Origin of the sequence: Streptomyces sp. NPDC048623, assembly GCF_040650755.1 — a bacterium.
GTDB lineage: Bacteria > Actinomycetota > Actinomycetes > Streptomycetales > Streptomycetaceae > Streptomyces.
Map to the genome: position 1 here is coordinate 124,308 of NZ_JBEZHV010000009.1, position 22,357 is coordinate 146,664.

Here is a 22,357-nt window from a genome sequence, read left to right on the forward strand (position 1 = left end):
GCACACGGCCCGGACACCCGGGCCGCCACTTCCCATTCTCCCGCGCCTGGCAAGAGGGCCGAAGCCCGCCGCTCACGGCGTCCAGCTCACCCGGTGTTCCGCCAGGTGCGACAGCACCGCGTGGTTCGCCTCCCAGCCGTCAGGGAACTTCACCGTGACGCCCAGCTGGACCGGTTCCGTCGAGGGGTGTTCGTCGAGGAGGTCGGTGACGCCGGCGCGGCAGACGACGATGCAGGCGTGGCGGTGGCGGGAGGCGAGGACGCAGAGGCGGCCGGTCTCCAGGTGGAAGGCGGTGGCGTCGGGGCGGCCGGAGAGGGGGTGGAGGACGACCGTGACGTCGTACTCGCGGCCCTGGAGGCGGTTCGCCGTGTCCACCGTCACGCCCGTGACGCCGAGCCCGGTCAGGGCCGCGCGGATCGCCGCCGCCTGGTCGCGGTGGGCGGTGCCGACGGCGATGCGGTCCGGGGTGAGGGGGGCCGGGTCGGGGGAGCGCTCGCTGACCGAGGCGCCGCCGCGGTCGAGGAGGCGGCGGACGACCAGGGCGGCCGCGTGGACCGCCTCCGGGTCGGTGCGCGGGGTGTGGCGGGCCGGGAGTTCGAGCAGGCCCCAGCCCGACTCCGCCGCCTCGTCCAGGACCCGGTCCGGGCCCGAGCCGTCCGACGGCACGCCGAAGGACAGCCGCCGGTCGCCGTGGTCCGTGCCGCTGCGGAACGGCGTGTACGGGTAGAAGGCGTCCGACACCAGGGGCGCGGCCGAGGCGGGGAGGCGCCAGGACACCGGGAGGCGGTGCTGCGGGAGCTCCGGGTTGTGGGCCAGGAGCGTGGAGACGGCCGATGCGGACGGGTCGTACGAAAGGCCCGCCCACTGGTCCGCGCCCACCACCGAGAACGGGTCGAGCTGCCCCGGGTCGCCCACGAAGAGGGCCCGCTCGAACAGGCCCGCCACGGCGAGCAGCGCGTCCGAGCGCATCTGGTACGCCTCGTCCACGATGGCGTGCGCCCAGGGCTCCACGTTCTGCACGTGCGCCCACTTCGCGGCGGTGGAGATCACCACCGGGAGGCCGGCGAGGTCGCCGGCCTTCGCCGACTTCCGCACCTGCTCCAGGTCGTTCAGGGCCTTGTCGTACGGGTCCGCGTCATTGGAGTGCAGCCGGCCGACCGCGAGCTCCGGCTGCTTCTCCGCGATCCGCAGGACGAGGTCGTCGACCTGCGCGTTGGTCTGCGCCACGATCATCAACGGGCGCCCCGCCTCGGCCAGTTCGAGCGCCGCCCGCACCACGAGCGTCGACTTGCCGGCGCCCGGCGGGGAGTCCACGACCACACCGCGGGCGGTGCCGTGCAGCGTGTCGGCCAGGATGCCGGCCGTGGCCCGGGCGGCTTCCGCGGAGGGGTCGAAGGGCGGGGAGTCGAAGGGCAGGGACTCGGGGCTCACAGGATGTCCTCCGGCGTTACGGCGTCAGGGAGTTCGGCGGCGTCTGTACGCGGCGGGCCGCCGTGCGTCCACGGGGTCTCCTCCGGGTCGGGCAGCTTCGGGCCCATCCGCTGGTCGTGCTCGAACAGCGTCCACGCGATCCGCTCGCCCTTCTCCGGCACCGTGCCCTCCGCCGGATCCTTTCCCCGGCCCATCTTGTCCAGGAGCCGCAGCACCAGCGCGCCGTCGGGCTCGTGGCGGACGAACTCCGCCGACTGCGGCTTGCCGTCGAGCGAGCGGTACACCTTCACGCCCTCGCCCAGGTGCGGCCGGTCGTCGGTGCGCAGGGTGAGCAGCGGGCGCGGGGCCGGGCGCTTCGACTCCGTCCAGGCCATCGTGACCTCCATGACCTCGGCGACGAACGCCTCGCCCGCGAGCCGCCGGCCCGCCATCACCAGCGGGTCGTCGAGGGCCTCCTGCGCCTCCAGCTGGCCCTGCGCCTGTTCGCGCGCCGCCAGCTTCGAGGCCGCCGTCACGGCGTCGTCCCGGCGCGGCTGCGGCGGCTCGCCCGCCGCGATCCGGTCCCGCTGGCCGGTGAACGACCAGCGGTCGCGGGTCCAGCGGTCGGGGACCCTGGCCCCCTCCGGGAGCTCGCGCAGCAGGCCGAGCGCCTGCCACACCGCGTCCCAGGTGGGCTTGAGCTGCGTGGCGACGAGGCGGCGGATCTCCCGCTCGGCGCGGGTGAGTTCGGCGAGTCCGTCCTCGGCCGCCCCGCCGTCCTCGGCCGCGCCGAGCGCCTGCCGGGCCCGGTCGTAGCGCTCGATCGCGGGCGCGAGCAGCTTGTTGTCGAAGGCCGGGTCGGTGGCCGGACCGGCCGGCGGGCAGAGCAGCTGCCCCTGCGCGTCCCGGCCCAGCTCGGCGCGGAGCGCCGCCTTCGCGCCCGGCTCTCCGTCGTACGGGTCGATCCAGGCGAGCAGCGCGCCCAGGTGCTGGTCCTCCAGGGAGGACTGGCCGGTCGCCCAGTGCCGGTTGAGCAGATCGGTCGCCGCGACGAGCAGCGAGGAGCCCGGCACCCGGGCCCGCTCGCCGAAGTGGGTCAGCCAGCGCCCGAGCAGCGGCACCCGCGGCGGCGCCGGGAACGGCGTCTCCGGGTCCTGCTCGGCCGTGCGCCGGAAGCGGGTCGAGCGCCCGAGGAGGCGTACGTACTCGATGCCGGCCCGGCTCGGCACCACCAACTGCGGGGCGTCCGCGCACAGTTCGACCTCGACCTTGACCTTCTTTCCGGTCTCCGGGTCGGTCTCGTTGCGCTCGGCCGCCTCGACGACGCCGGCGTACGTGTCGACGTACGGCAGGATCGCGTCGGCCAGCTCGGCGAGGAACGCGAACCGCAGATCCCGGTCGCGCGGCTGCGGTACGACGAGCAGCCGCGGCTCCTCCGGGTCGGTGCCCACCAGCGCCCCGAGCGGCGCCCCGGCCTCACCGGAGGTCGTCAGCGGTACGAGGACGAGCGGCCGTGCGGACAGATGCCGGTGCCGTACGGTGGCCAGCGGCTGGGCCCGGCCCGCCTCGACGGCCTCCATCCGGGCCAGGGTGCCGATCAGCGACATGCGGGTGCCTCCTCGGCGGGGACGTGCCAGGCGTCGCGGACCCGGCCATGATCCGCCGCACAGGCCCTGAGGCCGGTCAGCAGGGGCATGCGACGACCTCCGCCGGGATACGGGCCGGAGCCGCCGCCAGCGCTTCCGCGCGCAGCGCCCGGGCCCGGCGCAGGGCCGCCACCGCCGGGTCGTCCGGGTCGCCCGCCTCGCCGCGCGCCGCCGCCAGGACGTCGCCGATCGTCGTCAGGCCGCCCAGCTCACCCCGTACCGAACGCCCGAGCGCCGCCACCGCGTCCGCCGCACGCGCCCGCTCGCGGCAGTGGAACGCCAGCTCGCAGGCGGCCAGGCACTCCGGCGCGTAGGCGTGCGGCACGCACTCCACCGCCGAGGCCAGCTCCTCCGCCGAGCACTCCGCGACATCGAAGGTCACGCCCTCCGGCAGCGCGTCCGCGATCTCCTCGATCCGGGTGAGGCGCTGCAGCTGCCGCCGGGTGACCGACAGCTGCTTGCGCACGTCCACGGCCGAGGCGGTCGGCAGGTTGGAGAAGTCCTTCGGGCACACGAGCAGCACCTGGTGGCCCACCGACGCGCCCTCCGTGAGCGCCGCGACCTTCTCCAGGGCCAGGACGTACACCGCGGCCTGGCGGGCCGCCGCGCCCACCTTCGCCGCGTCGGCCGAACCGTCGATCATCGGGAAGGACTTGATCTCCACGACCGTCCACCGCCCGTCGGGCCGCACCACGACCGCGTCCGGCTCCAGATAGACCGGCGAACCGGCCACCTCCAGGGCCAGCATCGGATGGTCCAGCAGCGCCCAGCGGCCCGCCGTCGCCGCCGCCGCCGTCGCCTCGCGCAGGGCCAGCGCGGTGCGCGCCGCCCGGCCCTCGGGTCCGGCGGCCGCCAGCTCCGGCAGATCCACCGTGCCCGGCTCGGTGATGCCGAGCAGGGCGAGCAGCTCGCGCCCGCCGTCCGCCTTCACCTTCGCCTCGAACGCGTTGCCCCGGGCGATCGCGAACTGCGACTGCCCGTAGCCCGAGGGCGCGCCCAGCTTCGCGGCGAGCGCGGTCTTGTCGACCCCCGCCCCATCGAGGATCGCCCGCCGCCGGCAGCCGGGGTTGGCGGCCAGGGCGGCCAGCGCCCGCGCGTCCAGCGGACGCGGCACGGCGGCCGGTCCGCGCAGCTCAGCGAGCCGATGCCGGAGTGTCGTCTGCGGCGGCCGGTGCGGTCCGCTGCCCAGGGATGCGCTCACCCGCGGAAGTCTCCCATCCGCCACTGACACGCGGGTGTTTTCGCGCCGATTCGCCCCCGAAGATCCGTTCCGCGGCCCGCCGCATGTGCGGCGTGAGCAGCAGTCCGGCGCCCATCACCGCCGCCCCCGCCACCGCGTCCAGGAAGTAGTGGTTGGCGGTGCCCATCACCACCAGGGCCGTGAGCAGCGGGTACGCCGCGCCGACGACCTTGAACAGCGGCGTCCGCCCGTACCGCCAGAGCATCACGCCGCACCACAGCGCCCAGCCGACGTGCAGGCTCGGCATCGCCGCGTACTGGTTGGTCAGCCCGCCGAGCCCGCGCGGCGCGCTCGCCTCCCCGCCCCACCAGCCGTACGCGCTGAACCGCGCCATCGTGTCCACGAAGCCGTGCCCGGCGGCGAGCAGCCGCGGCGGGCAGGTCGGGAGGAGCGCGAAGCCGACGAGGCCGAGGAGGGTGGCGGTCATCAGCCATGTGCGGGCGGCCAGGTAGGCGGCGGCGGGGCGGCGGCGGAACAGCCAGATCAGGACGGCGGGTGTGACCATGTAGTGGAGGGAGGCGTACGCGAAGTCGGCGGGGACGCCGAGCGCCGGGGTGGTGGAGAAGAGGCGATTGAGCGGGCGTTCGAGATCGAGAGCCAGGGTCTCCTCGATCCGTAGGACCGCCAGTCCGTGGTCCACGGCCATGTGGACATCGCCGCGGGCGAGCAGCCGTCCGCAGGAGTAGGCCGCGTACACGGCGGCGATCAGGAGCAGCTCCACCCACCAGCGAGGCCTGCGCATGTCTGATTCCCCCGTCGCCTGCGGATCCGTGTCCGTCCGGTCGTGGGAGGACGCGGTCAGGGCCCTTGAGGTTGCCCGGCCGTCACCGTGAGTTCAGGCGGGTGACCGGTGGGCGACCGCCGGGCGATCGGGGCCGAAGGGCGTGGGTGATGATGGGAGGGCATCCTTCCCGTCACCTCTGGAGAGCCTCCATGGCACCGCGCATCCTGCTCGCCCGGCACGGCCAGACCGAATGGTCGCTGCTCGGGCGCCACACCGGCAGGACCGACATCCCCCTGCTCGACGAGGGCCGGCGCGGCGCGAAGCTGCTCGGCGAGCGGCTGGCGCGCGGGCCGTGGGCGGGGCTCGACGGCGTCGAGGTGCGCACCAGCCCGCTGGTCCGGGCCAAGGAGACCTGCGAGATCGCCGGCTTCGGCGAGCGCGCGCAGGACTGGGACGCGCTGATGGAGTGGGACTACGGGGCGTACGAGGGGATGACCCCGGCCCAGATCCAGGCCGTCGACCCCGGCTGGTTCATCTGGCGCGACGGCGTGCCGGAGGGCGAGACCCTGGCCGAGGTGTCGGCCCGCGCCGACCGGGTCGTCGAGTGGGCCCGCTCGGCCGACCGCGACGTCCTGGTCTTCGCGCACGGCCACATCCTGCGCTCGATCGGCGCGCGCTGGCTCGGCGAGGACGTCTCCTTCGCCTCCCGCATCCGCCTCGACCCGACCAGCCTGTCGGTCCTCGGCTGGGCGTACGGCGCCCCCGCGATCGAGCGCTGGAACGACACCGGGCACCTGGAGTAGGCGGGTCGGAGGCGGCCGGGGGCCGGCCCGGCCGGCCCGGGCAACGGGCGAGCGGCGGGGGCAGCGGCCCCCGGAGCGGGCCCCGGTCGGCCCTGCGGCTCGGTGCGGGGCGTCGCGCCCGGCTTCGCGCCGGGGCTCCGCCCCGCGGCGGGGGACAGCCGCCCGGTGGCGCGATGAGCCGGCTCCGCCCAGCCCGCGGCCGGCGCGCCGTCGCGTCGGGGCCGGTAGCCCGTCGGCGTCACGCCTGGCGGCCTGCGCGCTGCGGCGGCCGCTCGGTGTGCGCGCCAGGGCCCGGCTTCGCGCCGGGGCCTCGCGAGCGGCTCGTTGCGGGGCGTCGTGCCCGGCTCGGTGTGCGCGTCAGCGCGCCCGGCTTCGCGCCGGGGCTCCGCCTTGCGGTGAGAGACAGCCGCCCGGTGCCACGATGAGCTGGCTCCGCCCAGCCCGCGGCCGTCGCGCCGTCGCGTCGGGGCCGGTAGCCCGTCGGCGTCACGCCTGGCGGCCTGCGCGCTGCGGCGGCCGCTCGGTGTGCGCGCCAGGGTTCGGTCTCGCCGGGGCCTCGCGCGCGGCTGCGCGCCCGGAACCATCCCCGGCGTCACGCCCGGCGGCTTGCGCGTCGGCGCCCGGCTTTCCGCCCGCCTCAGCGCGCGGCGGCGATGGCCCGGCGGGTTTCGCCGAGCAGGTTGCGGATGCGGGCGGACTCCACGCCGCCGAGGGACTCCTCCACGCGTCGGATCTCCGCCGCGGCCTCGTCGGGGTGGCCGGCGCGGGCCAGGTTTCCGGCCAGCTGCGTACGGTAGAGGGCGAGGTTGCGGGCGAAGTGGGGGTCCTGGAGGACCGTGGCGCGCTGGGCGTGCCGGGCCGCGCGGGACCAGTCGCCGAGCAGCGACCAGCAGCGCGCCTCCTGGGCCTCCAGTTCCGGCTCGCCGAAGAAGGACATCCACTCCGGGTCGCCCTCGCTCGGACCCCGCCCGAAGTGGGAGTGCGCCCGGCCGAGGGCCTCGGAGCAGGCCGCGCGGTCGCCGAGCCCGGCCCAGGCCCCGGCCTCCCGGAGGGTGAGCAGCGCGCGCAGCCGGTCGGAGTCGAGCGGGGCCGCGGCCCGCAGCCCGGCCTGGGCGGCCCGTACCGCCTCCCGGTAGCAGCCCGCGTCGCGGGCCAGGAACGAGGCGTTGCAGAAGGCGTGCGCCTCCAGCGCGGCGTCGCCGGCCATCCGCGCGGTGGCCAGGGCCTCGGCGTAGTGCGAGCGGGCGTCGTCGAAGCGGCCCGAGTCATGGGCCAGCCAGCCGACGGAGATGGCCAGTTCGCCGGCGCCGTTGTGCAGCCGGTCGGCGGTGGAGCGGCGCGCGGTGACGCCCGCGTCGAGCAGCGCGTAGGCGGTGCGCAGCGGCTGGGTGGCCCGCTTGTAGAGGCCCTCGGCGCCGTGCCGGTCGTCGAGCAGCCGGATCTGCCGGACCGCTTCCTCGACGGCGCGGACCTCGGCGTCGCCGACGCGGTGGGCGGACCGGGGGGCCGGGATCGCCACGGCGGAGGGGCCGCCGAGTCCCAGCGAGGCGGTCGCCAGGGTGGCGGTGCCGCCGGTCATGAATGCGCGACGCAGCACGTCGCTCCCCTCATCGTTCCGGGTGGTGAAGGCGGCGAGGGGCGGCGGTGCCCCGGCCGCCACGGCGGCCGGCCGCCGGCCGCGAACGGCCTCCCGCGCCGAGAACCCCAGGTCCGCAAGGCTCAGTCCGGGGAACATGTGCAGGAAGACCCGCTCGTACGCGTAGTTCGGGCAGCGGATCTCGCCCGCCTCGACGCGCCCGACGTAGCGGGCGTCACATGCGACCTGCTCGCCGATCTCCCGTGCCGCCCGGCGGACGGCCGCGGCGAACTCCGCCGGAGACCGCGATCCGCGGAGCCTGCGGAAGGCGAGATTGGGAACTGCCCGTGACAACGCCATGGCCGAGCCCTCTCCTGGTGCTGCCGGTGTTCCGGCGGGGCAAGAACGTACCTGCTGTGACCGGTCGCGCACGCTGGGTTTGACAACAAATCGGATATCTCGTACGCGATCTGCCATGAACTGCCATCCTTTGCGGCGGCGTGCCGCCGTAGCCGTTGACGTGGATCGGCGTTGAACCATGTGGAGAGACGGAACGTGTCTCCTCTTCGCAAACGAGGAGGGTCCCATGGTGGAAATGGTGGAAGCCGGAGCCATCGGGCCGGTGCCGGGCGCGGCGCAGGCCGCCTCGCACGCCGCCTCGCGGGCGTCCACCGAGCAGCACACGCCGACGGCGGACGCGAGCGCGTCCTTCGTGCCCCGCGCGCCTCACGGCGGCTGGCCGGCGTCACCGGCGTCGGCGGCGCCACTGGAGTCGCCGGAGTCGTGCGACCTGGTGACCGTGCCGGCGCGGCAGGGCCTGGAGGCCGTGGACATCCTGCGGCGCGGCGGCGCTCCGGCGGTCGGCCCGGTACTGCACGACGGTGCCTGCGACACGCTCGGTTTCCTGGTGCCGCCCGGCACCGCGGCGGGCTGGGACATGCCGGGCAGCGCGTGTACGAGGACGGACGGGCGTGGGCTGCGGATCCCGGAGCCGCCCGAGCTCCCGGGCCCGGACGGTGCCACCCCCCGGCCCGCCGACTGGCTGCTGCCGCCCGGCGACAGCGGCGAGGTCACCGACCCGGCGATGCTGAGGGCGGCGCTGGGGCAGGCGGCGCGGCTGATCGAGGCGGCGGATGGCTGTCGCTGAGCGGTGACTGCGGTGCGCCTAGCGGGGCGGGTGGGGTCTGCCGTCTCGCGGCCTCGGCGCCGTCGTGGCCGTCGCGCCCACGCGGCGGAGCCGCAAGGTGTCACAGCCCCGCGCCCCTAGAGGCTGCCGCAGCGTCGTTGGCCGGTCGCGCCCACGCGGCAGAGCCGCATGGTGTCACAGCCTCGCGCCCCCTGCCGGGCGCTGCCACCTCTCACCTGGCCCGATAATGGGGGCGTGGCCAGGAACAAGCAGCGGGAGCGGGATCGGGATCGGGCGGCGGTTGTCGAGCAGGTCGACGGCGGACGCGCCGAACTCGTACCCGACCGCGAGCGGGCGCGTGCCTGGACGCTGCTCATCGACGGCGCCCCGCAGTCGCACGTCGACCTCGACGACCCCGCCCACCTCTCCTTCGAGTACCAGCGGCGCCTCGGCCACGTCGCCGACCTCGTCGCCCCGCCGAACCGGCCCATCCAGGCCGTGCACCTCGGCGGCGGCGCCTTCACCCTCGCCCGGTACGTCGCCGCCACCCGGCCCCGCTCCACGCAGCAGATCGTGGAACTGGACGAGCCCCTGGTACGCCTCGTCCGGCGCGAACTGCCGCTCGACCCGGGCGCCAGGATCAGGGTGCGCTCCACCGACGCCCGCGCCGGGCTCGGCAAGGTCCAGGACGGCTGGGCCGACCTGATCATCGCCGATGTCTTCAGCGGAGCCCGTACGCCCGCCCACCTGACCAGTACGGAGTTCCTCGCCGAGGTACGGCGGGTGCTGCGGCCCGGCGGCTTCTACGCGGCCAACCTCGCCGACGGCCCGCCGCTGGCCCATCTCCGCGGCCAGATCGCGACCGCGGCGGCCGTCTTCCCCGAACTGGCCCTGGCCGCCGACCCGACCGTGCTGCGCGGCCGCCGCTTCGGCAACGCCGTACTGCTCGCCTCCGACCGGGAGCTGCCGGTGGCCGAACTGACCCGGCGGGTCGCGACCGACCCGCACGCGGGGCGGGTCGAACACGGGCGGGCGCTCGCCGACTTCACCGGCGGCGCGGCCCCGGTCACCGACGAGCGCGCGAAGCCCTCGCCCGTACCGCCGGCTTCGGTCTTCGAATAGCCCAGACGGTTCAGACCGCGCGTTCGTCGATCTCGACGCGCGGTGGGCCGTCGTGCCACAGACAGAAGACCGAGATCTCCCGCCCGTCCTTGGTGAAGGTCACCCGGATCCAGGTGCTCTGCTTCCACACCTGCATCTGCCAGCCCGCCTCGGGCGTCGCGTTCACCAGCTCCGCCGAGGACGGACCCAGGTCGAAGACCGCCCGGCCGCCGTCCGTGCCGTAACTCTTCACGTTGCCGCTGCTCGTGGGGGACTTCGCCGCGGCGGGCTGCCGGGGCGCGGCCGGGGGAGTGGTCGGCGGCTTCGACGGGCGGCCGGTGCTCGGAGTGGCCGAGGGAGTCGAGGGAGTCGAGGACGGCGACGGCGGGGTCGCGGCCGAAGTGGGCGCCCCGATCGAGGCGGTGTCCGAGCCCGTGGCGCCGGACGGGATGGGCAGGGCGCGCGGCGGGTCGTAGACCGTACCGGCGAGCACGGTGTGCACCCCCCACCAGGAGAGCGTGACCGCCGCGCCCGTGGCGAGCGACCACGCCAGGGCGTGAACAAGACCTCTTCGCACCGGCTCATCCTGCCATTCCCCGGTCATCCCCCTGCCACGGTCCCACCCTCACCCGAATGGCGGACGGAACGGTACGGTGCGGGCCATGGCAAGTGTGCTCGTCGTCGAGGACGACCAGTTCGTCCGCTCCGCCCTCATCCGGCATCTCACCGAGGCCGCCCACACCGTGCGGAGCGTCGGGACGGCCCTGGAGGCGCTGCGCGAGGTCGCCCATTTCCGCTTCGACGTGGTCATCCTCGACCTCGGGCTGCCCGACCTCGACGGCGCCGAGGCGCTGAAGATGCTGCGCGGCATCACCGATGTGCCGGTGATCATCGCGACCGCGCGCGACGACGAGACCGAGATCGTCCGGCTGCTCAACGACGGTGCCGACGACTACCTGACCAAGCCGTTCTCCGTGGAGCACCTGTCCGCGCGGATGGCGGCCGTGCTGCGCCGGGCGCGCTCCTCGGCCGGGGAGGCGCCGCCGTCCCGGGAGATCCGGGTCGGCGGGCTCGCCATCGACCCGCTGCGCCGGCAGGCCGCGCTCGACGGCGCGGCGCTCGATCTGACCCGCCGTGAGTTCGACCTGCTCGCCTTCCTCGCCGGGCGGCCCGGTGTGGTCGTCTCGCGCAAGGAACTGCTCGCCGAGGTGTGGCAGCAGGCGTACGGGGACGACCAGACCATTGACGTACACCTGTCATGGCTGCGACGGAAACTGGGCGAGACGGCCGCCCGGCCCCGCTATCTGCACACCCTGCGCGGGGTGGGCGTGAAGCTGGAGCCGCCGGCGGAGGGGCAGGCTGCGGAGGGACGGGTGGAAGGACCGGCGGAGGGCGGTCGCGCGTGAGATGGGCCCTGGTCAAGGTGTCCCTCGCCGTCACCGTCATGGTCGTGGTCGCCTTCGCCGTACCGCTCGGGCTCGTCGTCAAGGAGATGGCCCGCGACCGGGCCTTCTCCAACGCGGAGCGGCGGGCCTCCGGCCTGGCGCCGGTGCTCGCCATCACCACCGACCGCGAGCAGCTGGAGCGGGCCGTCGCCACCACGGACGACGGCGCGGAGGGGCGGCTCGCCGTCCATCTGCCCGGGACGCCCGGCGAGTCCGGCGGAAAGGGCCAGGGCGAGGGCCAGAGCCAGGACCAGGACCAGGGCCAGGGCGAGGGCCAGGGCGAGGGCCAGGGCCAGAGCCAGAGCCAGGGCCGGGGCCGGGGCCGGGGCCAGGGGCAGGCGATCGGCACCCGGCGGGCCGGCGACGAGGACCTGGCCACCACGCGGGCGCTCGGGCGGGCGACGATCGCGGAGGTGCCGGGCGGTTTCGCGCTGCTCCAGCCCACCGCGGTCAGCTCCGGGCAGGTCGCGGTCGTCGAACTCTTCGTGCCGGAGGGCGAGGTCAGCAACGGCGTCGCCACGGCGTGGCTGGTCCTCGCCGCCGTCGGCGCCGCCCTGATCGTCGGCTCGGTCGCGGTCGCCGACCGGCTCGGGCTGCGCATGGTGCAGCCCGCGCAGCGGCTGGCCCGCGCCGCGCACGAGCTCGGCGAGGGGCGGCTCGGCGCCCGGGTCCGCGAGGAGGGGCCGCCGGAACTCAAGTCCGCGGCCGTCGCCTTCAACTCGATGGCCGACCAGGTCGTCCAGCTCCTCGCCAACGAGCGCGAACTCGCCGCCGACCTCTCCCACCGGCTGCGCACCCCGCTCACCGTGCTCCGGCTCAACGCCGCCTCGCTCGGCTCCGGTCCGGCCGCCGAACAGACCCGGGCCGCGGTCGAGCAGCTGGAGCGCGAGGTCGACACCATCATCCGTACGGCACGGGAGGCCAAGCCGCAGACCCAGGCCACCGCGCCGGTGGCCGGCTGCGACGCGGCGGAGGTCGTGCGCGAGCGGATGGACTTCTGGTCGGCGCTCGCGGAGGACGAGGGGCGGAAGGTACGGGTCGCGGGCGTCGCCCGTCCGGTACGCATCCCGGTCCCGCGCCCCGAACTCGTCGCCGCGCTCGACGCCCTGCTCGGCAACGTCTTCCGCCACACCCCCGAAGGCACCGCCTTCTCCGTCGACGTCCACAACGCCGACGACGCCGTCATCATCCTGGTCTCCGACGCCGGCCCCGGCATCCCCGACCCTGCCGCCGCCCTCGCCCGCGGCGCGGGCAGCGGCCGCGACGGCTCCACCGGCCTCGGCCTCGACATCGTCCGCCGCCTCGCGGAGACCACGGGCGGCGACGTGCGCATCGGCCACTCGGTCCTCGGCGGTACGGAGGTCCGCATCTGGATCGCCCTCGACGGCCGCCGGGCCCCGGCCCCGGGCCGCCGCCGGGGCCGCAGCCGCAGAGGCGGTACGGGCGCGGGGCGCAGGGGGCGTTGACGCGGGGGCGGGAGAACTGAGGGGGCGCCGGTGCGGGGACGGCCTGCTCCGCACGGCGCGCGGGGCCCGGCCCTGGGCCTGCGGCCCGGACGGGTGCGCCGAGGTCCTGGCTTGTGCCCGCGCGCCGAGGCCCCGGCTTGTGGCCTTGCGTCCTGCGCCTCGGGGTCTGCGGTCCGGGCGGGTGCGCCGAGGTCCCGGCTTGTGCCCTCGCGCCGAGGCCCCGGCTTGTGGCCTTGCGTCCTGAGCCTCGGGGCCTGCGGCCCGGGCGGGTGCGCCGAGGTCCCGGCTCGTGCCCTTGCGCCGAGGTCCCGGCTCGTGCCCTTGCGCCGAGGTCCCGGCTTGTGCCCTCGCGTCCTGAGCCTCGGGCCTGCGGCCCGGCCCCGCCACGGGCGGGCGCGGGCCGCAGGAGGCGGGAGCCCGGGGGCCCGGCGCCGTGGCGCTCCCCGCCTCGCGGCGCCGCCGGCCCGCGCTGCCGCCAGCCGGTACACGACCGCCCCCGCCCCCGGCCCCGGTCCCCTGCGGGCCGAACGCGCCTTGCGGCGCCGCCGGTCCGCGCTGACGCCGGCCGGTGCACGACCGCCTCCGGCTCCGGCCCCGGTCCCGTGCGGGCCGAACGCGCCTTGCGGCGCCGCCGGTCCGCGCTGACGCCGGCCGGTGCACGACCGCCTCCGGCTCCGGCCCCGGTCCCCTGTGGGCCGAACGCGCCTCGCGGCGGCGCCGGTCCGCACCGACCGGCCCCGGCTCCGGCTCCGGCCCCGTGCGGGCCGAACCTTTTCCAGGGCCGATGGCTTCCTTAAGCGGACCCTAAGAATCCCAACCCCGCCCCACCATCGGGCATTTGTCCGTTTCCGAGTCGCTAGCGTGCTGCCTCACCACCCCCCACACCCCACACCCCCGGCACGCAGAGGCAGGCACGCGATGGGCACCAGTACGCACCGGCGCAAGGCGAGCGGCAGGACCAAGGCGATCGGCGCGGTCGTGGCCGCCGTGGTGATCGGGGGCGCGGCGTTCGCGTTCACGGGGACCGCGCAGGCCGCGTCCGTCGGCGCCGCGTACACCAGGACGAGCTCCTGGACCGGCGGGTACACCGGGCAGTACGTGGTCACCAACCGGACCGACACCGTGCAGTCCGACTGGACCCTCGAGTTCGACCTGCCCCAGGGGACCACGATCGGGTCGCTCTGGAACGGCGAGCACACCGTCTCCGGCCGGCACGTCACCGTGAAGCCCGCGAGCTGGAACCGGCAGCTCGCGCCCGGGCAGTCCGTGAACGTCGGCTTCGTGACCTCCGCCGCCGGGCAGGCCGGTGATCCCGCCAACTGCCTGATCAACAAGGCCAGCTGCGCCGCCGGCGGCCCCGCGCCCACCCCCACCGGCCGCCCCACCACGACCGCGCCCACCCCGAAGCCGACCCCGACCCCCACCAAGACGGCCACCCCCACCCCCACGGCCACGCCCACCCCCACCACCCCGCCGCCCCCGGCCGGCGGCTCCGCCAGGTTCGCCCCGTACGTCGACACCTCCCTCTACCCCGCGTACGACCTCCTCTCCACCGTCGACCAGACCGGCGTCAAGGAGTTCAACCTCGCCTTCATCACCTCCGGCGGCAGCTGCACCCCGCTCTGGGGCGGGGTCACCGACCTGGCATCGGACAAGGTCGCCGCGCAGATCGGCGCGCTGCGCGCCAAGGGCGGCGACGTGCGGGTGTCCTTCGGCGGCGCCGCCGGGCACGAGCTGGCGCTCAACTGCTCGACCACGTCCGCCCTCGCCGCCGCGTACGGCAAGGTCGTCGACCAGTACAAGCTGACCAAGGTCGACTTCGACATCGAGGGCGCGGCGCTGCCCGACACCGCCGCCAACTCCCGCCGCGCGCAGGCCATCGCGCAGCTCCAGAAGTCCCACCCGGGCCTGAACGTGTCCTTCACGCTGCCCGTCATGCCCGAGGGCCTGACCCAGCCGGGCGTGGACCTGCTCGCCGACGCGAAGCGGAACGGCGTCCGCGTCGACGCCGTGAACATCATGGCGATGGACTACGGCGGGGCGTACAGCGGCGACATGGGCACGTACGCCGTCCAGGCCGCCACCGCCACCCAGGCCCAGATCAAGGGGGTGCTCGGGCTCTCCGACGCCGCCGCCTGGAAGGCCGTCGCCGTCACCCCGATGATCGGCGTCAACGACGTCTCCTCCGAGGTCTTCAAGGTCGACGACGCCACCCAGCTCGTGGACTTCGCGAAGTCCAAGGGGATCGGCTGGCTGGCGATGTGGTCCGCGACCCGCGACAAGCAGTGCGCGTCCGGCGCCGTGAACTACGCCGACCCGACCTGCTCCTCGATCCTCCAGCAGCCGCTGGCCTTCACGAAGGCCTTCGGCGCCTACAAGTAACACCAAAGGCCACCTCGGCCCCCCACACCGCGCCCCGGTCGGTCCCACCCCACCATCGACCGGGGCGCGCCCCCTTCTTTTTTGTGGCTCGGTTTGCCTCCGGGGCGCTTCAGCCGGACTCACAGCGCCGTACGTGCTCGCCCCCTCGTTCCTCGGGGACTGCGCGCGCTCGTCACTGTTCCCCCGGCCGCGCCCCTTCGGCTCACTCGCCCACCGGGTCAGCCAGCTGCCGCTCCCCTGACGCCCGTCCAGTCCTCCGCCCACGGCATGTGGCCCGCGCCCTTCAGGGTCACCCGCCGCACCCGGGGCAGCGCCCGCTCAAGGGAGTCGACCGCCGGCCGCGGGCGCAGGTCGAGTTCGCCGTCCACGATGATGGTCTCCACGTCGAGCGCCGCGCAGCGGGCGTGCAGGGCCGCCGGATCCTCCGCGCGCATGGCCGCGCCGAGCTGCTCGCCGGCCTCCGTGTTGACCCCGAAGAACGGGGTCGCCATCCGGGCCGCCTGCTGAAGCGCCCGGTCCGGGTCCGCGAAGTCCGCCGCCCATCGGAGCACGCACCGCTCACGGTCCGGCGTGCCGGGCTCCTCCCAGCGCTCGCGGTGCGGGCCGAGCGCGCTCAGGAAGCGGGTCACGAAGGGCGGGCGCCAGTCCGCCTCCGGGCCGATGCCGACACCGGAGACGTACACGAGCCGTTCGACCCGCCCGGGGTGGTCGAGGGCGTACCGCAGGGCCAGGTAGGCGCCCCACGAGTGGCCGAGCAGCACCATCCGGTCGAGCCCGAAGCCCTGCCGTACGGCCTCCAGGTCGGCGACGGCCCGCTCCACCGTGTACGGGCCCGCGGCCCCCTCCGAGCGTCCGCAGCCGCGCTGGTCCCAGCGGTGCACGGTGTACGTGTCGGAGAGCCCGGCCGCCACCTCGCCGAACATGTCCCAGAGCCCGGGCCCGCCGTGGCACAGCACCAGGGCCGGCCCCGAGCCCGTCCGCTCGGCCCAGAGCCGTATCCCGTCGTCCGTCGTGATCATGATCCGTCCCCCGGTCGCCCGATCGCCCCATGGCCTGCTCGGACTCAGTCTCCCGCGCCGCGGAACGCGGCCCGTGGCAGGGTGAGGAGGGAGCGGCCGCGCGGTCGCGCGGGACGGGGGTACCGAGCACATGGCAGGGACGCAGGGCGGCACCGGGGAGCGGCGGCGCTTCGAGGTGCGGCCGGCCGCCGACTTCGCCGACACGGCCGCCGTCATCGGCCCGAAGTCGCCGAACGCCACCGTCTGCTGGTGCCTCAGTCACCGCGTCCCGGCCAAGCTCGACCACGCGCTGCGCGGCCCGGAGCGCGGCGCGTACGTCGCCGAGCTGTGCCGGGGCGCCGTACCGCCCGGGGTCCTCGCGTACGACGGTGACGTGCCGGTCGGCTGGGCGGCCGTGGCGCCGCGCGCCGACACCTCGTACGCCCGCAGCCGCACGATCCCGCACGTCGACGACCTGCCGGTGTGGTCGCTGTGGTGCATCCGGGTCCGACCCGGGCACCGCGGGCAGGGCGTCTCGCACGCGTTGATCGAAGGCGCCGTCGAGTTCGCCCGCGCCCACGGCGCGCCCGCGGTCGAGGCGTACCCGCTGGACAACGGCGACGCGCGGGTCGACCTCACCATGGCGTACGCGGGGCTGCGCAAGAACTTCGAGCGCGCCGGGTTCGTCCACGCCGCCGACACCACCTCGGTCCTCGCCGGCCACCCGCGCGTCCTGATGCGCCGCGATCTGCGCTGACGCGACACGGCACGTGCCAGGGCCGGTGGTGACGTCCCGACATGCCCTGAGTGCCGTACACGTGAACGGGCGGGAACGCGGGGCCGTTAGCATCGCGGGACGCTCGATGGTGAGCGGCTGATGGTGAGCGACGAAACGGAGTGGGCTGTGGCACGACCGCGTTTGGGTGTGGCGGTGCTGACGATGGGCACGCGCCCGAAGGAGCTGCGGGCACTGCTCGACTCGGTGGCCGGGCAGGACGAGCAGGCCACCCGGGTCGTCGTCATCGGCAACGGCACCGGCTCGCTCGCCGAGCTGCCCGACGGTGTGCACGGCGTGGAGCTCCCGGAGAACCGCGGGGTGTCCGGCGGCCGCAACGTCGCCATCGAGACCCTGCGCTCCTTCGGTGACGTCGACGTGGTCGTGGACCTCGACGACGACGGCCTGCTCGTCGACACGGACGTCTTCCGCCGGCTCGCCGATCTGTACGAGGCGGACCCCGCGCTCGGCATCGTCTCCTTCCGGATCGCCGACGAGCACGGCGAGACCCAGCGCCGGCACGTGCCCCGGCTCGGCGCCAAGGACCCGATGCGCGGCGGCGAGGTCACCACCTTCCTGGGCGGCGGCCACGGCCTGTCGATGCGGATGCTGGACCAGGTCGGCGGCTGGCCCGAGGACTTCTTCTTCACGCACGAGGAGACCGACCTGGCCTGGCGGGCGCTCGACGCCGGCTGGCGCGTGCGGTACGCGCCGGAGCTGCTGCTCCAGCACCCGAAGACCAGCCCGGCCCGGCACGCGGTCTACTACCGGATGACGGCCCGCAACCGCGTCTGGCTGGCCAAGCGGAACCTGCCGGCCCCGCTCGTCCCCGTCTACCTGGGCGTCTGGACGCTGCTCACGATCGCCCGCACCCGCTCCCTGCCGGGGCTGCGCGCCTGGTTCGGCGGCTTCTTCGAGGGCGTCCGGCGCTCCGGCGGCGACCGCCGGCCGATGAGCTGGGCCACGGTCTGGCGGATGGGCCGCCTGGGCCGCCCGCCGGTGATCTGAGCCCGCCGGTGATCTGAGACACACGGTCGCGAAAGCCTCGGCCCCGTCCCCCTCAGGGGGCGGGGCCGGACCCGTATCCGGGCGGGAAAACGATCGAGGTCCCGGTTCTTCCGAACCGGGACCTCGACCCTCAGGGTGAGTGACGGGACTCGAACCCGCGGCATCCTGGACCACAACCAGGTGCTCTACCAGCTGAGCTACACCCACCATGACCGGTCATTCGCCCGAGGGCTTCCCTGACCGGCCGAGAAGAAGTCTACAGGGTCTTGGGGGGTGCTCGCGCACACGTTTTCCTCGCGCACGAGCAGGCCCCCCTGGCGACGGCCCGAAGCGGGTCGGAAGCCGGTCAGTGGGCCGAGTCGCCCGCGATCACATGGCGGGCCGCGATCTGCTTCGCGGTCTCCGAGTCCGGGCCGGGCTGCGGGACGAAGATCGCCTCGCGGTAGTAGCGCAGCTCGGCGATCGACTCGCGGATGTCCGCGAGCGCCCGGTGGTTGCCGTTCTTCTCCGGACTGTTGAAGTACGCCCTCGGGTACCAGCGGCGCGCCAGCTCCTTCACCGAGGACACATCGACGATCCGGTAGTGGAGGTGCGCCTCCAGGGCCGGCATGTCACGGGCCAGGAACCCGCGGTCCGTGGAGACCGAGTTCCCGCACAGCGGGGCCTTGCCGGCCTCCTTCACATGCTCGCGGATGTACGCGAGGACCTGGGCCTCCGCGTCGGCGAGCGTGGTGCCGCCGGCGAGCGCGTCGAGGAGCCCGGACTTCGTGTGCATCTCGCGCACGATCTCCGGCATGGTCTCCAGGGCCGCGTCCGGCGGGCGGATCACGATGTCCACGCCTTCGCCGAGCACGTTCAGTTCCGAGTCGGTGACCAGCGCGGCCACCTCGATGAGTGCGTCGTCCGTCAGCGAGAGCCCGGTCATCTCGCAGTCGATCCACACCATGCGATCGTTCATGCGTCCTACCTTATGGCCGAAATTTGGTCGGGGACGGCCGAAGGGCCCCTCGGGTGGTGTACCGGGGAGCCCTTCGGCTTTTTCTCGGTGCGCGGCTTGTGGCACGCGCGGTACGGGTGGCCCCTACGGGGCGCTGCGCTGGCCCGGGAGGGCCGGGCGGCCCGCGGTGAACGCGTCCGACGGCGGCTTGCCGGGCTCCAGGAGGTGGGCCGGGCGGCGTGGGGCCGCCGGGACCTGAGCCTGGGCCTGGGCCTGGGCCGGGACCATCGCGTCGAGCAGCGCCGGGCCGCCCTCGCCCTGCGGCCGCCGGGCCCGGTACGCCGCCCGGTACGCGGCCGGGGACGAGCCCAGCTGCCGCCGGAAGTGCCCGCGCAGGGCCACCGGCGAACGGAAGCCGCAGCGCCCGGCGACCTCGTCGACCGAGTAGTCGGAGGTCTCCAGGAGCCGCTGCGCCTGGAGCACCCGCTGGGTGATCAGCCACTGCAGCGGCGCGGAGCCGGTCAGCGAGCGGAACCGGCGGTCGAAGGTCCGCCGTGACATGTACGCACGGGCCGCGAGCGTCTCCACGTCGAACTGCTCGTGGAGGTGTTCGAGCGCCCAGGCGACGACCTCGGCCAGCGGGTCGGCGCCGATCTCCTCAGGTAAAGACCTGTCGAGGTAGCGCTCCTGACCGCCGCTGCGCCGCGGCGGGACGACCAGCCGGCGCGCCAGGGCGCCCGCGGCCTCCGTGCCGTGGTCGGTCCGCACGATGTGCAGACACAGATCGATTCCGGCCGCGGTGCCGGCCGAGGTCAGCACGTCGCCGTCGTCGACGAAGAGCTCCCGCGGGTCCACGTGGACCGACGGGTAGCGCTTGGCGAGCGTCGGCGCGTACATCCAGTGCGTCGTCGCCGGCCGGCCGTCGAGCAGCCCGGCCGCGGCGAGCACGAACGCGCCGGTGCACAGACCGACGATGCGCGCGCCCTCCTCGTGCGCCCGGCGGAGCGCGTCGAGCGCCTCCAGGGGCGGCGGCGAGGTGATGGAGCGCCAGGCCGGCACGACGACGGTGCCGGCCCTGCTGATCGCCTCCAGGCCGTACGGCGCGGTGAGTTCGAGTCCCCCTGTGGTCCGCAGGGGGCCCTCCTCGCCCGAGCAGACGAGCAGCCGGTAGCGCGGCACCCCCGCGTCCTGGCGGTCGATGCCGAAAACGGAGAGCGGGATGGAGCTCTCGAAGATGGGGCCACCGCTGAACAGCAGTACCGCGACGACTTCGCGACGGCGGCGCCCGGACAGCTTCCGTGCCGCCTCCGGTGCGGCGGAGTCCTGGCTCATGACGCTAAGCCCCCCTCGGTGTTGGCGTCTCCCTGGTCATGTGGATGTGCCACGTTTCCCCTCGGTTTTGCGCGAGACCCCAGTCTTCGGTATCCATGATCGAATCTACTGCGTCCCGCGGCACCCGCGTGCCACGTTCTCCTTCCGGCACATTGTCGACATGGCAACTTGGCGTGAAGCATTCGATCGTGAAGCCCAGTACAGCGCGGTGATGCCAGCACCGATGCGGGTCAATCGGTCTTCGGCCAAGGACTCACCGAGTACTGGAACTTGGCTGAAAACATACGGGATCGGCTGTGCGACCCTGTCAACTCCGAGAGTGGCGTTCGGCCCGAAGCTCGGCCCGCAGCCCGCGTTCCGAGCGCCGGAGCAGCACCCGGCAGGCCGCCGTGACGACCGCGAGTCCGAGCGCGGTGCCGGCCGCGCCGCCGAGCGAGGTGCCGTAGACCAGCAGGACCACCGGGACCAGGACCGAGCAGAACACCGCCCATCGCACCACGTCGCCCCCGCTGTCCGCCCCGGCGCTCCCCGGCACCGGTGAGGCGGCCCGGCGGCGCCCGCCGCCGGCCCGCGCGCCGGGGGTCCGGCCGTGCGCCGGGGCGGCGCCGGTGCCCGCACTCGTGGGGACGTGGAACGCGGTGACCGTCTCGGCGGCGGCGAGTGCGGCGGGGTCGACCCGGGGGCGGGGGTGAGGGTCGGCACGGGGGTGAGCGGGGTGACGGGGGCGGCGGGGGTCGGGGCGGGCGTCGGTGTCCATGGGGGACGGTGCGGGCACGGGCGGGCTCCCTGCGACGGTGACGTTGACCTGTGGCAACGAGGAGCGGAACGTTCCGGTCACTGCGCGGGGCGTCCGTTTGGCCCCCGTACGGACGCCTGTAGGACACAACCGGCATTGCGCTACGGCGCGCGGCTCGTGCATGCTCCCTGGGACGCCGTCACGGCGCCGGCGGTCGCCCCTGGGCACCGGAGGAGTGTCGCCGTACCCTTGGGGGTATGGGCTTGGGAAGATGATTCCCGGACACAGCTCCGCCGCCAACCGTTGTTCCGCTCCCCGTCCTTTCCGTCCCTCTCTGAGGACCCTCTTCGCCGAGACACCGATGGCCGGTCACGAATACCCCGAACCCGCGGACCGCAAGCGCGTCGCCGACTCCACGGTCGACCCCCTCGCGGTGGAACAGCCACGTCACCCCTGCGACCCGGCCTTCCGGCACGGGGTCGTCGTCGGCTTCGACGGCTCGACGTCCAGTGAACGCGCCCTGGCGTACGCCATCGGCATGGCCCGCCGCTCCGGCTCCGGCCTGATCATCGTGCATGTCGCCAACCGGCTGCCCACCACCGTGTGGGCCGGCTGCGAGCCGCCGGTCTTCGTCGACGTGCCGGACCACCGCACCGAGGTCCTCGGCCTGGAGCTGGCCTGTGCCGAGCACCTCTCCGAGGTGCCCTGGATCCTGGTCGAGCGCGGCGGCGACATCTGCCACGAGCTGGAGGAGGTCGGCAAGGAGTACTCCGCCGACGCGATCGTGGTCGGCTCGACCCACGGCGTCGTCGGACGGATCTTCGGCTCGGTCGCCGGCCGGCTCGCGCGCCGCGCCCAGCGGCCCGTGGTCGTCATCCCGTAGCCCGGGCCCCATCTCTCCCGTCACAGCGGTCACTTCTTCAGCTCCTGCCGCGGCTTCTGTCGCGGCTCCCCTCAACTCCCTTGATTCGGCCATAATTTCGGCCTCCCTCAGGTGAATTGTGTGCTTGTGAAGGGTACATAAGAGCCACCGGAACAAAAGTGGCCCAAGCAGCACAACTGCACTCCTGAAGGGAGCCCGCCGTGTCCAACGAAGCCGCCGCGGGAAACAGCACCTCCACTCTCGGACACCTCGCACTCGGACTGACCCTGCTGGCCTTCGGCATAGGCTCCACCGGCGTGATCGACCACGTCGGTGCGGGCAGTGCCGCGGGCCTCGCGACCTGGGTCGGCGGAGTCGCCCTGTTCCTCGTCGGGCTGCTCGCCCTGCGTGCCGGAAACACCGGCGAGGGCACGGCCTCCACGGCGCTCGGCGCCTTCTGGTTCACCTGGGGCACCGGGGTCGGCGACGGCGGTTCGGCCGAGGCCGCCGGCCTCTTCCTGCTGCTGTGGGCCCTGCTCGCCCTCACCCTGACCGTCGCGTCCAACGGCTCCGGCCTGTTCGGACAGGGCGTGTACGGGCTGCTGTTCGTCGCCCTGCTGCTCATGGGCATCGGCGCCCTCGCCGACAACTCGGGCCTCGGCAAGGCGGGCGGCTGGGTCGCCGCGGTGGCCGGCCTCGCGGCCTGGTACGGCGCGACGGCGGCGGTGGCCGGCTGGCCGACCTCCCTGGCCCGCGGCTCCCGCGCGGCTGCGGCCGGCTGAACCGAGCC

The 22,357-nt window shown here is 74.7% G+C and carries 20 protein-coding genes and 1 tRNA gene; 10 read left to right on the top strand and 11 right to left on the bottom strand.

Annotation, left to right across the window (positions count from 1 at the left end; all coding sequences use genetic code 11):
- Window positions 1-72 precede the first annotated feature (72 nt).
- From AB0C73_RS15830 to AB0C73_RS15845, 4 genes are all read right to left on the bottom strand, one after another.
- Window positions 73-1,431, bottom strand: coding sequence for an AAA domain-containing protein (locus AB0C73_RS15830; protein ID WP_362529650.1), 1,359 nt, complete (start codon window positions 1,429-1,431; stop codon window positions 73-75).
- The gene (locus AB0C73_RS15835) at window positions 1,428-3,017 is read right to left on the bottom strand and encodes a hypothetical protein (RefSeq protein WP_362529652.1); all 1,590 of its coding nucleotides are present in this window, start codon (window positions 3,015-3,017) and stop codon (window positions 1,428-1,430) included. Before AB0C73_RS15835 ends, AB0C73_RS15830 begins: the two co-directional genes overlap by 4 nt.
- A gap of 76 nt (window positions 3,018-3,093) precedes the next feature.
- Window positions 3,094-4,257, bottom strand: a complete 1,164-nt coding sequence (locus AB0C73_RS15840) for a hypothetical protein (protein ID WP_362529655.1) — start codon at window positions 4,255-4,257, stop codon at window positions 3,094-3,096.
- Window positions 4,190-5,038, bottom strand: a complete 849-nt coding sequence (locus tag AB0C73_RS15845; protein WP_362529658.1) for a phosphatase PAP2 family protein — start codon at window positions 5,036-5,038, stop codon at window positions 4,190-4,192. The genes AB0C73_RS15840 and AB0C73_RS15845 overlap by 68 nt, the downstream gene beginning before the upstream one ends.
- A gap of 191 nt (window positions 5,039-5,229) precedes the next feature.
- Between AB0C73_RS15845 and AB0C73_RS15850 the strand changes: the two genes are divergently transcribed.
- A complete protein-coding gene (locus AB0C73_RS15850; protein WP_362529661.1) occupies window positions 5,230-5,823 on the top strand; it encodes a histidine phosphatase family protein in 594 nt (197 codons plus the stop codon).
- 637 nt (window positions 5,824-6,460) lie between these two features.
- On the opposite strand, the gene AB0C73_RS15855 is transcribed toward AB0C73_RS15850, so the two are convergent.
- A complete protein-coding gene (locus AB0C73_RS15855; RefSeq protein ID WP_362529663.1) occupies window positions 6,461-7,759 on the bottom strand; it encodes a tetratricopeptide repeat protein in 1,299 nt (432 codons plus the stop codon).
- 235 nt (window positions 7,760-7,994) lie between these two features.
- Here AB0C73_RS15855 and AB0C73_RS15860 point away from each other — a divergent pair, with 235 nt between their 5' ends.
- Complete coding sequence (locus tag AB0C73_RS15860) at window positions 7,995-8,546, top strand: hypothetical protein (RefSeq protein WP_362529987.1); 552 nt, start codon at window positions 7,995-7,997, stop codon at window positions 8,544-8,546.
- Between the two features lie 234 nt (window positions 8,547-8,780).
- On the top strand, window positions 8,781-9,647 hold the full coding sequence (locus AB0C73_RS15865) for a fused MFS/spermidine synthase (RefSeq protein WP_362529665.1): 867 nt from the start codon (window positions 8,781-8,783) through the stop codon (window positions 9,645-9,647).
- 10 nt (window positions 9,648-9,657) lie between these two features.
- Here the strand turns inward: AB0C73_RS15865 and AB0C73_RS15870 are convergent, their stop codons facing one another.
- Window positions 9,658-10,203, bottom strand: a complete 546-nt coding sequence (locus AB0C73_RS15870; protein ID WP_362529667.1) for a hypothetical protein — start codon at window positions 10,201-10,203, stop codon at window positions 9,658-9,660.
- An 85-nt stretch (window positions 10,204-10,288) separates the two neighbouring features.
- Here AB0C73_RS15870 and AB0C73_RS15875 point away from each other — a divergent pair, with 85 nt between their 5' ends.
- The 3 genes from AB0C73_RS15875 to AB0C73_RS15885 all read left to right on the top strand — a co-directional run bounded on the left by AB0C73_RS15875 (window position 10,289) and on the right by AB0C73_RS15885 (window position 14,919).
- Entirely contained in the window at window positions 10,289-11,032 is a 744-nt protein-coding gene (locus AB0C73_RS15875; RefSeq protein ID WP_362529669.1) for a response regulator transcription factor, read from the top strand.
- Window positions 11,029-12,537, top strand: coding sequence for a HAMP domain-containing sensor histidine kinase (locus AB0C73_RS15880; protein WP_362529671.1), 1,509 nt, complete (start codon window positions 11,029-11,031; stop codon window positions 12,535-12,537). Before AB0C73_RS15875 ends, AB0C73_RS15880 begins: the two co-directional genes overlap by 4 nt.
- Before the next feature lie 918 nt (window positions 12,538-13,455).
- Window positions 13,456-14,919 (top strand): cellulose binding domain-containing protein, encoded by a 1,464-nt coding sequence (locus AB0C73_RS15885; protein ID WP_362529673.1) that lies wholly within the window; start codon window positions 13,456-13,458, stop codon window positions 14,917-14,919.
- Window positions 14,920-15,137: 218 nt separating this feature from the next.
- Here the strand turns inward: AB0C73_RS15885 and AB0C73_RS15890 are convergent, their stop codons facing one another.
- On the bottom strand, window positions 15,138-15,938 hold the full coding sequence (locus AB0C73_RS15890) for an alpha/beta fold hydrolase (protein ID WP_362529675.1): 801 nt from the start codon (window positions 15,936-15,938) through the stop codon (window positions 15,138-15,140).
- A 130-nt stretch (window positions 15,939-16,068) separates the two neighbouring features.
- Between AB0C73_RS15890 and AB0C73_RS15895 the strand changes: the two genes are divergently transcribed.
- Window positions 16,069-16,674: a GNAT family N-acetyltransferase gene (locus tag AB0C73_RS15895; RefSeq protein WP_362529677.1), complete on the top strand. Its 606-nt coding sequence runs from the start codon at window positions 16,069-16,071 to the stop codon at window positions 16,672-16,674.
- Window positions 16,675-16,821: 147 nt separating this feature from the next.
- Window positions 16,822-17,700: a glycosyltransferase family 2 protein gene (locus tag AB0C73_RS15900; RefSeq protein ID WP_362529678.1), complete on the top strand. Its 879-nt coding sequence runs from the start codon at window positions 16,822-16,824 to the stop codon at window positions 17,698-17,700.
- Between the two features lie 134 nt (window positions 17,701-17,834).
- Here AB0C73_RS15900 and AB0C73_RS15905 read toward each other — a convergent pair.
- The 4 genes from AB0C73_RS15905 to AB0C73_RS15920 all read right to left on the bottom strand — a co-directional run bounded on the left by AB0C73_RS15905 (window position 17,835) and on the right by AB0C73_RS15920 (window position 20,504).
- Window positions 17,835-17,907, bottom strand: a tRNA-His gene (locus AB0C73_RS15905).
- A gap of 139 nt (window positions 17,908-18,046) precedes the next feature.
- On the bottom strand, window positions 18,047-18,658 hold the full coding sequence (orn, locus tag AB0C73_RS15910) for an oligoribonuclease (RefSeq protein ID WP_362529680.1): 612 nt from the start codon (window positions 18,656-18,658) through the stop codon (window positions 18,047-18,049).
- Window positions 18,659-18,781: 123 nt separating this feature from the next.
- Window positions 18,782-19,969, bottom strand: coding sequence for a helix-turn-helix domain-containing protein (locus AB0C73_RS15915; protein ID WP_362529683.1), 1,188 nt, complete (start codon window positions 19,967-19,969; stop codon window positions 18,782-18,784).
- A 307-nt stretch (window positions 19,970-20,276) separates the two neighbouring features.
- Window positions 20,277-20,504 carry a hypothetical protein gene (locus AB0C73_RS15920; protein ID WP_362529989.1) on the bottom strand — a complete coding sequence of 76 codons (228 nt, stop codon included), beginning with the start codon at window positions 20,502-20,504 and terminating at the stop codon, window positions 20,277-20,279.
- Window positions 20,505-21,066: 562 nt separating this feature from the next.
- Between AB0C73_RS15920 and AB0C73_RS15925 the strand changes: the two genes are divergently transcribed.
- Both AB0C73_RS15925 and AB0C73_RS15930 read left to right on the top strand, forming a co-directional pair.
- Window positions 21,067-21,588: a universal stress protein gene (locus tag AB0C73_RS15925; protein ID WP_362529685.1), complete on the top strand. Its 522-nt coding sequence runs from the start codon at window positions 21,067-21,069 to the stop codon at window positions 21,586-21,588.
- Window positions 21,589-21,788: 200 nt separating this feature from the next.
- The gene (locus AB0C73_RS15930) at window positions 21,789-22,349 is read left to right on the top strand and encodes a GPR1/FUN34/YaaH family transporter (RefSeq protein ID WP_362529687.1); all 561 of its coding nucleotides are present in this window, start codon (window positions 21,789-21,791) and stop codon (window positions 22,347-22,349) included.
- The last annotated feature ends 8 nt before the right edge of the window (window positions 22,350-22,357 follow it).